The organism is Gemmatimonas aurantiaca (assembly GCF_037190085.1).
GTDB lineage: Bacteria > Gemmatimonadota > Gemmatimonadetes > Gemmatimonadales > Gemmatimonadaceae > Gemmatimonas > Gemmatimonas aurantiaca_A.
On record NZ_JBBCJO010000004.1, the window covers coordinates 121,146 to 134,405 of the forward strand.

A 13,260-nucleotide genomic window follows, 5' to 3' on the forward strand; every position below is an offset into this window, starting at 1 on the left:
TCGTCCTACCAACATCCAATCGACGGTAGCCGGCGCGATTGCGGAAATCCGCCAGCACCAAGGGGGCGATTCCGGTCCTCGTGCCATCAAAGCGCCAGGCCGGTCGTCTTCTAAGCGGAAGAACTCTGATTGATGAGCAGGGTGTCTGCGCACCGCGGTCTAACGAGGCGTTGCAGCTGACAAACCGGCCGACACGTCGTCATCCGAGACGGTTCCGTGTTGGCCGCTTTGCAGCTGAACTTGGGCGTTAGCCTGACCAACATACTCTCGATGACAACCTGCATCATCTGTACAACTCCCAAGCCGGAAGCGGAGTTCCATCCGGAACACGTTTTCCCAAGTGCGATTGGCGGACGACTGGTCGTGCACAACGTATGCGATCAGTGTAACCACACACTCGGTAGTGCCGTCGATAGCTCACTCACTGATCACTGGCTTATTCAAACTCGACGGATGCAGCTAGGGATATCTGGCAATAGCGGCAAGGTACCTAACCCTCTCGCGCGCGGTCACCTTGTTGGTGACCCAACTTATAGGCTCAGGGACGTTGTCGCCGGAGATGGTGGACCAGGGAAACTCATCATAGAACGCTCTGTGCAACGCACCAAACAGGCAGACGGCAGTGAGATGATATCCATCCGGCTAGACGAATCAGAGGCAGCAGACCTTCCAGCCCTAGTCAATAAAATTCTCAAACGAGCAGGCCACGACGCCTTGCCTGAAGCAGATATCGAAAAGCACGCGGTCACTCACTCTATCAATGCTGAGGTGGAAGTATCGGGAGTCAACATCGACCTCGTTGAATACAAGCGCGGTGTTCTGAAAATCGCGTATGAGTTGGCGTGTCGTTGGTTGGGCGATGCGTTTTTGCAAGAACCCGCCGCAAGCGATATTCGCGATTGCCTCCTAGATCCTAAGGAAACACAGATATCGGCTGCATTGTGTGGTAGAATTTATTTTGCAGGTGCGGAACCTCAGATTCCTTTGCCATGGGGACCGAACGTGCACGTTGGTATCTTGCTTATTACCAACGATCATGTGGCTTTAGTCGTTCGCATTTTTGATATCATCGAAGCGCAGATCACTATGAGCCACCAACCGAGCCACTACGCGAGAGTAGCGTCAATGTTCGTGATGAACGACTCGGTTAGCGGCGACGTTCGTGAAGGGCGTCTCGAGGATGAATGGCGCACACCGCCGGCTAACGAACGTTGCACTTGACGAGCGATCTTAAGGAGTGCTCGCTGCGCTCGCTTCTATTTGACTCGCTCGCAAGTGAACTTGGGCGTTAGCATGCACAAAACACCCATGACTGCTTCCGTGAGTACTACATGCCGGCTGTGCGGGGACCACAAGCTACTTCGAACTAGCCACGTGATTCCGAGGTTCATCACGGACTGGTTCAAAACAACTGGAGCAACGCCTTACATTCGGAACTCTATTGCTCCGAATCGTAGGGCACAGGACGGGCCCAAGCTCCCGTTATTCTGCGACTCGTGCGAGCAGCTTCTCGGCAAAGACGAGAAGATATTCGCGGAGACAATTTTTCATCCGCTCAATTCGGATCACGGCGCGATAATTCCCTATGGTCCGTGGCTCGCTCGATTTTGTGTTGGACTGTCACTTCGCGTCGCTCTCTTCTATGAGCGGGACGGGTCATCGCAACTCGATAGCACACAGAAGGCCTTTTTGACTGAAGCCGTCGCAATTTGGCGCAAGTTTCTGCTCGGCACGTGCCATAACCTTGGGCCATTTGAGCAACACTTTCTGCCGCTTGATATACTGCTGCCGAACGATGATCCGGACCTTCCGCCGAATTTCAACCTGTATCTGGCACGCTCTCTAGACATTGATGTGGTTGGGGGGCGAAACACTGCATTCGTGTTTGCAAAGCCAGGGCCGTTTTGTGTACTTGGTTTGATCCAACGAGCGCCGACAAAAATATTTCTCGGAACAAAAGTGAATCTGAATGGTGGCACGATCATGCCGCGAGAGTATGCAATGCCGGGGCAGTTTCGACTGTTCCTTATTGCTAAAGCGCGCAAAGTGGCGGCCATCGCCGAATCAATGTCACAGAAACAAAAGGACGGCATAATTGCTGAAGTAGCTGCTGACCCCGAGCGACTTGAGAATTCTGACACGGCCCGCGCAATAGCCGCGGATCTTCGAATGCGCGAACTCCGAGATAAGAAGCCAGGCAGCTAACCTTGCGTTGGTGCTGACAGAGCCTAAAGGATTGCGGCCAATTGCTCGCTGCGCTCGCTGGCCGCAGTTTGATGAAAGTCCCTGCAGCACAACGTCAGCGTTAGGCAGTCCAACCAGCATCAAATGATCTACGAATCTCATCCATGGCGCTCTGACCTCAAGCGCTTCAGTAGCTCGCTGGCTAGAGCCCGGAGGTTTCCGGTCGCGACCGACGCCCAGAGCGCCCGCGTGGAACGCGACGTCATGTACGGCTTTTTCGCAGTGCGGAAGCTCGAAGAGAGCTACAAACTCACTTTGGAGACTGAATCGTGCATGGGTGAGGTATCCCGCAATCGTCGACAAACGGATGCCTCGCCATCGCCGTCAGGAGGTCGACGAATATTTCGAGCTTGATCGCCCGGAGAAGGTGCTTCTCACCGCTCGAGAGTTGGCCAACAAAGTGATCCACTCGTATGTGTTTCTTCACACAGTAGACCATAAGGAGCGGCTTCGAGGAGTGTTCGTTGCGTCGGACATCGGGCGCAAGCGCGGAGTACTGTACCTACCGGCGTGGCGAATCGTTCGGTTGTTCCGTCACGTTGCAGCGGATGTTCCGATAAGCTGGAGAATTGTGTATGATCCAGTGAGCGGCACCTACGCGTACGATGCTCGAAGGCGCCGACTACCTGCCTAACAAAGCGTTGCTGCGGTCAGCGCACGTCGAAATGCGCGCTGCGCGCGCAAACTATCTGATGCGCTGCAGCAGAACGCTGAGGCGTTCGACATTCAGCAGGACTTTGGCATGCTCGATCCGATAGTAGGCCAGACGCTGACGAGGTATCAGGCTGGGCAGATCTCCCTTGAAGATGCCGCCCAGGCGCTGCTTGCCGTCCGACGCCGGACGGGCTGTCTCCGGTTGATGACTCCACCCGGTGCGGATGACCGGCAGCAAGCCTTGGTCACACGGTTCACTGCGCTGGCAGCCGAGGAGTTCGGGGGCAATAGTTGATGGCGATGTCGAATCAGCGTTCAACAGCGGAATGGATCGAGTCTTTCTTCATGCTCACACGGCTTTCATCTGCACGCGCTATGTCGGAGTCAGGTCCAGATGGGCGGGTCAAAGTGGTCTACCGCATCACGTATCCCAACGGGAAGATCTACGTGGGAAAGGATCTCACGGGCAGCGTGAACTATTTCGGGAGCGCCAACTCTGATCTTGTTGCGGCCGATTTCACGCCGGCCCAGCGGCGCGACTTTATGGTCCGCAAGGAGATCCTCTGGGAGTCCGCCACCGCTTCCGACGCCGAAGTCAATCGCCGAGAGATCGAGTTCATTGTGGCGCTTCAAGCGAACGATCCTACTCGGGGATACAATCGGTGGCCTAAGTATCGACCGAAGCCCGAAGAGTCGTGACGCCGATGTCGAACGGACCGCTGCTGCCGGCGGGGCGATTCAAGGAAGGCGGCTGGCTCGCTGCGCTCGCCTGCCGCATTGTTATAGAAGCCCTGCGGCAGAGCGCTGGGCGCTAGATCGCAACTGTCTCTCTCGAAACTCAACTATGAAGTGCAGTCGGTGCGAACACTCCGTCTTCGATGAGCTCGACCCAGAAGATCTATGCGACAACTGTGTCGTGACCGAGCCAAGGCTCTACTACTCCAAGGCCTATCTTGCAGTGGTCGAAGATCGGCTACGTCGAACCCGTGAAACAGCGAGAGTGCTCATTCAGCGGGGAATAGGCCACGACATAAATTCGAATCCGACCAAGGGACGGAGTCAGATAAATGAAGCGGGCCGGCGAATTACGTCACTACAAGCAAGCCAAAGGCTGATTCGCTCGGAGCTGCTATCACGCGGCGAGGTTGAACCAACTATCGACGAGCGCTTGGAACGCGCGTTTCCGGAGGCAAGAAACCGGGAGATCGTGGAGCTCGACGGCCTACGGTATGAGCACTTTTGGCTGCTCGAAGGAACCGATCGTCGAGGCAACAACATTTGGGGTCGCGCGTGGACACCTCTGAGTGACGCGTAGCGTGAAGGGTTTTCTGCTGATCTAACGTTGCTTGCTGCCGACGGGCGAGGTATGGTAGGTGCGCGCTGCGCACGCACTTTGTTTCGTTCGCCCGCAGCAGAAGCTGGGCGTTAGCAACTGTCTTGAAAGTCAAGCAGTAGTTGGAACGTTTACGTTAAGGTTCTAGGGTGTATTGGTGCGCACCATCGTGTTGAGGATTGTGAGCAGCTTCCGCATACACGCGACCAGCGCAAGTTTCTTAGGCTTGCCGGCGGCGAGCAATCGCGCGTAGAACTCGCGAACAATCGCATTGCGTTTCGTCGCTACGAGTGCCGCCATGTACAGCACGCCCCGCACGGTGGCACGTCCTCCTTGCACGAAGCGTCGCCCGCGCATCGTTCCCGAGTCGCGACTGAGTGGTGCGACGCCGACCAGCTTTGCGATCGCACGCCGTGAGAGACGGCCCAACTCTGGTAGGTCGGCGAGCAGTGTCCGCGAGAGCACGGGACCGACACCAGGCACACTGCGCAGCAGTTCATCACGTTCACGCCACACGGGGCTCTGCTTGACCATCTCGCCGAGATCCGTGTCCGTGATGCGCAGCTCACGCTCGAGAAAAGCGATGTGCAATCTCAGACTCTTGCGCACCAGCTTCTTGCCGGAGCCAAAGACCTGTCCCACGCGATGGCGTTCGGCCTGCCGCATCTCCAACAGCTGCCGCCGTCGAGTCAGCAGGGCATCCAGTTCGTGGGCGGCGGCATCGGGGATCATGCGTACGTCCGGTCGCACCACGTCGGCAAAGCGCGCCAAAATATCCGCGTCAATGCGATCGGTTTTGGCGAGCTGCTCTGTGGCTTTCGCGAAGTCCCGCACTTGGCGTGGATTCACCACGACTACGGGTAACTGTGCAGCGGCCAAGGCCGCGACCGCGAGCACCTCGTATCCGCCCGTGGCTTCGAGCACGATGAGCTGGGGAGTGACCGGCCGTAGTCGCTCGACCAATGTACGAACGCCTCGCTCATCGTTCATGACGGTGAATCGTTCCAAATTCGACACTACGCTCACCACCAGCTCCGCCTTCGCCACATCGATCCCCACGAACATCAGAGGCTCCTTCCGCTGGAGAAGCGTCGCCCTCGCCCGTCCTTGTGACAATTCGGGCTCGATCCACGGACCGGCCCCCGCAACTGTTCGGGCTCTCACGACGACAGATCAGGCGCGCCGCTCTGGCTAACGCACGGTGTTGACCACCCAGACGACATCGAGCTGGCGCCCTGACCAGAACTACGCCAAAATCAGGGAAACGGTAGATACAAGGCTGATCGAGCCCTCTTCAATGTGACGCAGATGGCGTCACCTCAAGGAGCACCGATGGCGAAATTCCCATACGTCGCATCTGCAGGCCCTCTTGTGAAGGCCATCGCTCACCTTCGTAAGAGTTTTCCGAAAGAAGTTACCGCTGATACGTTGAGGAAGCTCGGGGTCGCGCCCAAGAACGAAACCTATGTAATCAACGTACTGCGATTTCTTGGCATCATCGACGACGCTGGCGCAAAGGTTGCCGCTAAGGCGAAGGCTTTCGTGCAGCATGAGGACAAGGCCTTCGCGTCTGAGTTCGACAAGGTCGTGCGAGAGGCCTACGATGAGTTGTTCGAGCTGCACGGCGACGCGGCATGGACGCTCGATCGCGGTGGACTGACACAGTTCTTCCGGACATCGGACAATTCGACAGATCTCGTCGGCGGGCGGCAGGCGAGCACCTTTGCGGCTCTTGCTGCACTCTCGGGACACGCTGAGATTCCTACACCTAAAGCCACCCCAAACCCTTCGCGCGCGAGTCAGAAGGCGACCGCAAAGCCGAAGACCGCTAGTGGTGCAAAGAAGGAGCCAACGTCCATAGCAGCGTCTGCGAAGCAGCGAGAGGAGTCGCACTCACAGGTTGGACTGACGGTAAGAATTGAGGTGAATCTTCCGGCGTCGGGTGATCAAGAGACATATGATCGCATCTTTCGCAGTATCCGCGAGAACTTGATCAATGGAAGCGGAGCTTAGTCGTTTCGAGAAGCTCGCGCGACGGGCATTCGCATTCTCAGAGGCCGCGCCTCTCCCAGCGAGCGGTGGTCATCCATTCGACGAGCGCAACATTCATCAAGATTTGCCGACTGAAGTCAAGCGTCTCTTCGACAACGGACACTACCCACAGGCGACCTTTGAGGCGTACAAGTACCTTGATGAAGAAGTCCAGCGCATCTCAGCAGATTCTGACTTCGGTAGGTCGCTCATGATGCGGGTGTTCGGCGGAACTCCGCCGAAGCTCGCCTTGAACCCAGGAATGACGCCCACAGAGCAAAGCGAGCAGGAGGGCTTCAAGTTCATCTTCGCCGGCACCATGGCCGCTATTCGCAATCCCCGAGGGCACACAACAACGCTACGAGACGACCCCGACCTCTGTCTCGACCACCTATCTCTCTGTTCGATGCTGCTCCGCCGCCTTGAGGAATCCGGACTCCGCTAGCGCAGTCTAACGATGCTTGCTGCTGTCGGGCAAACGGTCGGAAGAGCGCTTCGCGCGTATGGGATTTGAACGCCCGCTACAAAAGCTGGCGTTATATGGCCACACGCATCGTCGGTCCGCATGCAATGGAGTAAGCTCAAATCCCTCGTGGAGGCCCGGTTCGCGCCTTCCGTCGCTCGACGGGCGTCGCCCCACCAAGCTCGCTATCGGTACACTGCCGAGGAGTTGGCCGCGTCTGGATCGCGGTCGACGGCCGAGATATCGCGTCGTACGCGACCGGGGTCTCTTGGCGGGTGGCCGCAGCGGGCGCGGAGCGGCGGATGGACGAACGTGATGCCTGGGGGAGCATCGAAACCATGAAGAAGGCGTGCGAACGCCTATCGGGTCTGCTCAGCAAGGTGGATTAGCAGGGATCGAGGCCGGCAGCACACGCCCGTTTACCGTCAGAGGTCCGCTGCCAGATGGCGCGCTCTGCTCTGTTAGCACTATTGACAGCGCGCAGTGCGTGTTGTATGCACCAGAACTGCGGCCCGACGGTAAGAACCATGCCGGTAGGCCCCGACCCCTCGCACAGCAAGCCATGTCAGAAGACTCTCCGGAACCCACCGCAGACAGGAAGCGGGCGAACAACGTGAGCGCCGAGATTGAGGCCTTCACGAAGGTCGTCGCGGCTCTGCACGACCTCGACGATGAAGGTCGGATCAAACTCCTGCGCACTGTTGCGACCTTCCTCGGAATAGATGCGTTCAATGCTAGCCCCACGGCCGCCATTCCGGCTGGGCGACACCCAGCCGCGACGAGTGCGCCGTCGTCCATTCCTGTACCGGCGGGGAACACGGGCGGGTTCTCGGAAGATCGTGCGATGTCCCCGAAAGAGTTTCTCTTGGACAAGAGGCCCATTCAGGACATCGAACGGATCGCTTGTCTTGCCTACTATCTCACCCACTACCGAGATACGCCCCACTTTAAGACTCTCGATTTGAGCAAGCTGAATACGGAAGCTGCTCAGGTGAAGTTCTCGAATGCGGCGCAGGCAGTCGACAACGCGACAAAGGCCGGGCTCCTCGTTCCGGCAGCCAAGGGAACCAAGCAGATCTCCGCTAAGGGCGAGCTATACGTTCAGGCGCTTCCCGACAGGGCGGCGGCAAAGGACGCTATCGCGCACTTCCGCCAGCGCCGAAAGGTACGCCGCGGGCGAAGCGGCGGAGGCTCGCAGAACAGTAGTTCCGAGGCGTATACGGGCGAGTCGGAGGAGTAGCCGATGGCAGCGCCCGCAGTTCCGGAGCGGACCAGCGCGGTCCGGATAGCCATGTTCAACCACAAGGGCGGAGTGGGTAAGACGACGCTCACCACGAACGTTGCATTCGCGCTCGCACGCAGTGGTAAGCGCGTGCTGCTGGTCGACTCAGACCCTCAATGCAACCTAACATCTTACCTCATTGAGGACGCGGTTGTAAACGATCTTCTCGACCGATCTGACAGCGACGACGGGCAGACGCTTTGGTCGGCGGTAAAGCCAATCGCCGAATCGGCGGGTGATGTCCGCATCATCGCCCCTATCGAAGTACAAAGCGGCTTGTTCCTGCTGCCCGGTGACGTCCGGCTTGCGGAGTTTGAGCAGGAACTGCACACCCTCTGGGGCGAATCTTTTCAGAGGCGGCCGAGAGGTTTTCGCGGCACGACTGCACTGAGCAAGCTCGTGAACGCGGTGACTGAGCAGCACCAGATCGACTATGTCTTCTATGACTCTGGTCCCAATATCGGGGCATTGAATCGAGTCATTCTGCTGGACTGCGACTTCTATGTCATCCCTGCAGCGTGCGACCTGTTCTCCGTCCGCGCAATTAAGACTCTTGGACATACTCTCGGGACTTGGATCCGAGATTGGGACACGATATCAAGCCTAGCCCCAGACGAGTCTTACCTGTTTCCGGGCCGGCCGAGGCTGCTCGGCTTTATTCCACAGAGATACCGAGTTTACGGCGGTCGGCTCGCCACCGAGTACGCGAAGTTTATTCCGCAGATCGAGAAGGCGATCCAAGCGGACGTTGTGACGATCATGCTGCGCCTCGGCCCCTCTCTCGCCCCCGTCCGGCCCGACGCGTTGCGCCTTGGCGATGTGAGGGACTTCGGAAGCGCGGCAAACGCGTCGCAGCGACTTGGCGTCGCTCTGAGCGACGTGGAGTCGGCCTCGCAAGAGCAGCGCGCGGATGCTGCGCGTACGTTCACCTCGATCGCCAACGAAATTGTTTCGCGGTCGGCGGAGGTCGTTACAACATGACGCATCCTCCGCTCGACTCCGCGGTCGAACTCGCGATCGAAGGATTGGTCCAGCATTACGTGCTTAATCAAGAGAAGTACAAGATCTTCTTGAACGGTATGCGGGTACTGACAGAGGTGTCTCCGCTGTCCACGTTGATTCACTCATCGAAGTCCCGATTAAAGGACCCGGAACATCTCCGCGACAAGTTGCGCCGAAAGGCTGCGAAAGCCTTGAAAGATGGAGTTGAGTTCGATATCAGCCCCGATAACCTTTTCGAGCGAATCAACGACCTCGCAGGCTTGCGCATCCTCCATCTGCACACGCACCAGATGGAGCAGATCCACAAGCACCTGCTGGCGGCTTTAGAGGAAGCCCGGCTACCGCTCGTCGAGGACCCGTTCGCGCGGACATGGGACGATGAGTCTCGCGCTTACTTCGCCAGCATCGGCATCGGCTCCCGAGACAGCGACTCCATGTACACGAGTGTGCACTATGTCATCGAGGCAAACACTCGGACGAAGCTGACAGGCGAAATTCAGGTGCGTACACTCGCAGAGGAGTTGTGGGGTGAGGTGGATCACTCCATCAACTACCCTCACCCAACGCCGCTAGTCGCCTGCCAAGAGCAGATCCGCGTGCTGGCGCGGGTGACGTCGAGTTGCAGTCGCCTCGTTGATGCGATCTTCACCACCCACGCGGACGGCATGCTGAGGGCGCAGGCGGTCCACACGTCTGCTACTGCGGACGCGGCGCCCGCCCAAGCAGGTTGAGTGCGCGTGGAGCCCGAGAAATCAAGTTGGAACCTGCCGGCAACGTCTCGCCACGATCTTGACCGCCCAGAGATTCGCGTCGTCCGACCGTTGCAGCATGCGTTGTGGCGAACCGCTGGCATTAGTGAGCCGCCGGAACGAGCAACTCTAACTCTCCGAATCGTGCTGCGACAGGGAGGGCTCAACGTCAGGCAGCTAGGCGCGTACTTGGCATTCGCTGATCGTGTGTACGGTCGCGTTAAGTTCGGGACGCTGCGTCGGTACGCTCGGAGAGAGCGCGATCAACTCACCATCGCAGAAGCCAGAAGCGGGTCGTTGATCCTCCTCATCAAGGAGGTCGTCGACGCCCTAGCGTCACCGCAGGGAATCATCCTGACGGGGCTGGCCCTGAAGTATCTGCCTGAGGTGATTAAGGCGCCCGCTGCCGCGTACCGTGATTACGAGCAGGGGCGCCTTCATAGGGCTGAACGTAAGCGCCTTTCGACGCTGGCATCGGCAGACGACTCGCTGAGTGCCCTACAGCCGAGGGAGTTGAGCCAGCTCGCGGCTGTCCTATCCAAGATCTACGAGTTGGAGCAACACCGGATCACAAGCGCACAGAACTTCGCCATCAAGTCAGTGCTCGATGTGCGAGTTGAGGGGAGCACCGACGAGCCACTGAGACCGCCGCAGCCGGCAGGTGACAAACCAAAGCGCCGCCGCCGGTAGAGAGCGAGCGGGACGCTTCTAGGTGGTGCCGCCTGGGATGGTTGAATGCCGTCCGCGTAGGAATAGATCGTGGAGCACGCCAATGTCTCGGTCGAACGCGTTGAAGTTCTCCTCCCGTTCCTCCCGGCGATCCGCGATCCGTCGCCTCAACCCTTCGCGCTGTGTATTGCTGAGGAGTTCCCATGAGGTTGGAGAGGGCCTCGCCGAGGTCATGAAGTGCGTTGGCCCGTAAGAACTTACGCACAGCTCGGGATCGTTGCTTTATCCCCAACAAGCAGAGGCGTACCACCAAGCGTATGCCGAGGCGGCGGCAGAGGCGCGTGGCGCGGGCGTCTACGACGACGCGGACGCGCTCGCATCGTCGAGCCCTCTCTTTCGCGCGCTCGCCGTGCTCGATGCGCGCGTCGGCAAGCGGCGGCTCCGGCAGCTCGCGGCAACGCCCGATGAGCACCCGCTGGTCCGGCGGCTCCGCGTCCTCCGCTGTGAGGCCGAGGGCATCCGGCTGCCACCCGCGGCCATCTAACGTATCGTTGAAGCTGACGGCCGATAGTCGGAAGCGGCGCTGCGCGCCGCGTTGGTTGCACTCGGCCGCAGCTTAACTCTGGCGTTATACCGCCACGGAAATCTCTGTCGGTACGCTTTCGGTGACTCGCCTTCTATGCGCGCGGCTCAATCCCTGTGCCCCACCGATCACTGTTTCAGACGTAGCCCAAGCGGGGGAAGCGTCGGCACAACTCGCTACGTAGGCGTCGGAATCTGTCGCGCCGCCGGAAGCCGATGGGCCGCCACCCGGTTCGCTTCTCGCGACGCGTCAGCGAGTCGTCTCACATCCTCGCCAAGAAGACGCGCGGCATCGATGAGCATGGTGAGCGGCGCGAGGTCGCCATCGCCGGCATGAAGGCGCAACAGGTCGAGACGAATGCCCTCGAGGGCCGCGACCGTCCTGGCCAACTGCTCCGAAGCCGAACCGCGCCGCGCTTCCAACACGTCGGCGCCAGCACCGGTCGGTGCGAGCGCGGCGACCACGTCGAGCTCCGCGCGCGCGGCCGCTGCGCGTGCCTCGAGCTCCTCGACCATCGCCGGCAATTCGGCAAGCTGTTCGCGATACACCTTCGGCAACGCGGCAAACAAGTCCGACGCGGCAATGCCGAGCGCGACCTCGGTGGCTCGAAAGGCGCCACCATCTATTGCCCGTGATTCGTCAGCGGCGCCGAGCCGTCGCGCGAGCCATGCGCCGACGCGACTCTTCCACAGCCGCTCGCGAAGCCCCGGCTGTAGCATCCGGCGCGCGGCCGCGGGAATGAGAGTCACTTCGAGAGCGTTACTGAGAGTGCCAAGGGTCGCCGTGAGGATGAACGGCGCAAAGAGGCTCTCGATCCCGGCGCTCCGTGCATACGCCAGCAATGCAGCCGCTGCACTCCATGTCGCAGCCGAGTACGTCGCTGAACGCAACAGTTTTTGCGGGAGCCCGACACGTTCTTTGTTCGCCAACGGTTCATCCGCCGATCGCTCCCGCGCCGCGATATCCAAGGCGAGTCGCAGGTCGCCGAGCGTGTGTCCGCCGCGAAACAGCCGCCGCGCCTGGGTCAGGTGAGAGCCCAGCATCGGGAGGAGTGGGACGCCCGCCAGCGCTAATGCCGATAACACGGCGCCCAGACTGTTCAGCCGACCATAGAACACCATGTCGGCCACACCTGCGACAGCAGCCAAGCCGCACGTCGCGGACCACGTCGCATAGATGGGAAGCGCTCGGTTGCGTGCTCCGAGCCAGAGGCGCAGCGCCGCGGGGAGTGTGGGACGCGGATCCGTTGGTTGAGATAGGGCAGACGCAACCGCCTCGCCGTCGGCGAAGCGATCGCTCGGATCGGGTGCAAGACACCGGTCGATCACGGCGCTAAGCGCGGGCGGCAGTCCCGGCGATGCGTGCAGCACGCCGGGAGCGACGTCCGTGGCCTGGCGAGCAGCGAGGGCAACCGAGTTCCGCGCCTCGAACGGCAGCCGTCCGCTCACGGCCAGGTATCCCACGACGCCGAGCGCATAGATGTCGCTCCGTCCGTCTACGCCCAGGCCCAAGGCCTGTTCAGGGCTCATGAAGTGCGCAGTACCCATGATCGGCCCGAGCTCGGCCGCTTGGCCTTGCGCGGCGCCACGCGCGATGCCGAAATCAGAAACGAGCGCCCGATCGGTCTTGGACTCCAGCAGGATGTTGTCCGGCTTCACATCCCGATGCACGATGCCGCGGCCGTGCGCATATGCCATTGCCCATGCGACCTCGCGCATCACTCGCATCGCATCCGCCGACGACAGAGGGCCGTGTGCTCGTAGGCGCTCGCCGAGGGTCTCACCCTCCACGTAGCTCATGACGAAGAACACGAACCCGCCCGTCTCGCCCACGCGGTGGATGGGAACGATGTTGGGGTGCGAGAGGCCAGCGGCGATGCGCGCCTCGGCACTCTTCGCGAGGTGCGCGGGAAGCACCTTGATTGCCACGTCGCGATCGAGCTGGACGTCGCGCGCGAGATAGACGATTCCCATCCCGCCGCGGCCGAGCTCGCGGCGAAGCGAGTATTCGCCGGCGATAGCGGCCTGAAAGTCGAGGAATTCACGAGAGGGCTGTGTCATGTCTGGACTACGCGCGCTTCGAGAGGGACGTTTCAGGCATTCCGTCGCGAACGGAGAGCGCGGCGATCGAGGTTCACAGGGTTTCTGGCCGGCGGCCGCCAGGACGTGAGACAGGGTCAGCGCGTGGCGGTATAGTGCTCCATGAGAGAACTCAGCTCGCGTTCCTCCGTCGTCAGTCCCGAGCGCGCAC

13 protein-coding genes are annotated in these 13,260 nt (G+C 60.1%); 10 read left to right on the forward strand and 3 right to left on the reverse strand.

Annotation, left to right across the window (positions count from 1 at the left end):
- The first annotated feature begins 219 nt into the window (after nt 1-219).
- Together WG208_RS04705 and WG208_RS04710 are read left to right on the forward strand one after the other, a co-directional pair.
- Nucleotides 220-1,221: an HNH endonuclease gene (locus WG208_RS04705; RefSeq protein ID WP_337170178.1), complete on the forward strand. Its 1,002-nt coding sequence runs from the start codon at nt 220-222 to the stop codon at nt 1,219-1,221.
- A gap of 153 nt (nt 1,222-1,374) precedes the next feature.
- A complete protein-coding gene (locus WG208_RS04710) occupies nt 1,375-2,205 on the forward strand; it encodes a hypothetical protein (protein ID WP_337170179.1) in 831 nt (276 codons plus the stop codon).
- A 724-nt stretch (nt 2,206-2,929) separates the two neighbouring features.
- On the opposite strand, the gene WG208_RS04715 is transcribed toward WG208_RS04710, so the two are convergent.
- Complete coding sequence (locus WG208_RS04715) at nt 2,930-3,136, reverse strand: hypothetical protein (protein WP_337170180.1); 207 nt, start codon at nt 3,134-3,136, stop codon at nt 2,930-2,932.
- A 56-nt stretch (nt 3,137-3,192) separates the two neighbouring features.
- Between WG208_RS04715 and WG208_RS04720 the strand changes: the two genes are divergently transcribed.
- Nucleotides 3,193-3,597 carry a hypothetical protein gene (locus WG208_RS04720; protein ID WP_337170181.1) on the forward strand — a complete coding sequence of 135 codons (405 nt, stop codon included), beginning with the start codon at nt 3,193-3,195 and terminating at the stop codon, nt 3,595-3,597.
- Nucleotides 3,598-4,375: 778 nt separating this feature from the next.
- On the opposite strand, the gene WG208_RS04725 is transcribed toward WG208_RS04720, so the two are convergent.
- Nucleotides 4,376-5,296 carry an IS110 family transposase gene (locus WG208_RS04725; protein ID WP_337170182.1) on the reverse strand — a complete coding sequence of 307 codons (921 nt, stop codon included), beginning with the start codon at nt 5,294-5,296 and terminating at the stop codon, nt 4,376-4,378.
- A 267-nt stretch (nt 5,297-5,563) separates the two neighbouring features.
- Between WG208_RS04725 and WG208_RS04730 the strand changes: the two genes are divergently transcribed.
- The 7 genes from WG208_RS04730 to WG208_RS04760 all read left to right on the forward strand — a co-directional run bounded on the left by WG208_RS04730 (nt 5,564) and on the right by WG208_RS04760 (nt 10,971).
- Entirely contained in the window at nt 5,564-6,244 is a 681-nt protein-coding gene (locus WG208_RS04730) for a DUF5343 domain-containing protein (protein ID WP_337170183.1), read from the forward strand.
- The gene (locus tag WG208_RS04735) at nt 6,228-6,707 is read left to right on the forward strand and encodes a TIGR02391 family protein (RefSeq protein WP_337170184.1); all 480 of its coding nucleotides are present in this window, start codon (nt 6,228-6,230) and stop codon (nt 6,705-6,707) included. Before WG208_RS04730 ends, WG208_RS04735 begins: the two co-directional genes overlap by 17 nt.
- A 580-nt stretch (nt 6,708-7,287) precedes the next feature.
- Entirely contained in the window at nt 7,288-7,965 is a 678-nt protein-coding gene (locus WG208_RS04740) for a hypothetical protein (RefSeq protein ID WP_337170185.1), read from the forward strand.
- Nucleotides 7,966-7,968: 3 nt separating this feature from the next.
- Complete coding sequence (locus WG208_RS04745; protein ID WP_337170186.1) at nt 7,969-8,988, forward strand: AAA family ATPase; 1,020 nt, start codon at nt 7,969-7,971, stop codon at nt 8,986-8,988.
- Complete coding sequence (locus tag WG208_RS04750) at nt 8,985-9,740, forward strand: hypothetical protein (RefSeq protein WP_337170187.1); 756 nt, start codon at nt 8,985-8,987, stop codon at nt 9,738-9,740. Before WG208_RS04745 ends, WG208_RS04750 begins: the two co-directional genes overlap by 4 nt.
- A gap of 162 nt (nt 9,741-9,902) precedes the next feature.
- Nucleotides 9,903-10,448 (forward strand): hypothetical protein, encoded by a 546-nt coding sequence (locus WG208_RS04755; protein ID WP_337170188.1) that lies wholly within the window; start codon nt 9,903-9,905, stop codon nt 10,446-10,448.
- 256 nt (nt 10,449-10,704) lie between these two features.
- Nucleotides 10,705-10,971, forward strand: a complete 267-nt coding sequence (locus WG208_RS04760) for a hypothetical protein (RefSeq protein WP_337170189.1) — start codon at nt 10,705-10,707, stop codon at nt 10,969-10,971.
- Between the two features lie 215 nt (nt 10,972-11,186).
- Here WG208_RS04760 and WG208_RS04765 read toward each other — a convergent pair whose 3' ends face one another.
- A complete protein-coding gene (locus WG208_RS04765; RefSeq protein ID WP_337170190.1) occupies nt 11,187-13,070 on the reverse strand; it encodes a serine/threonine-protein kinase in 1,884 nt (627 codons plus the stop codon).
- Between the last annotated feature and the right edge of the window lie 190 nt (nt 13,071-13,260).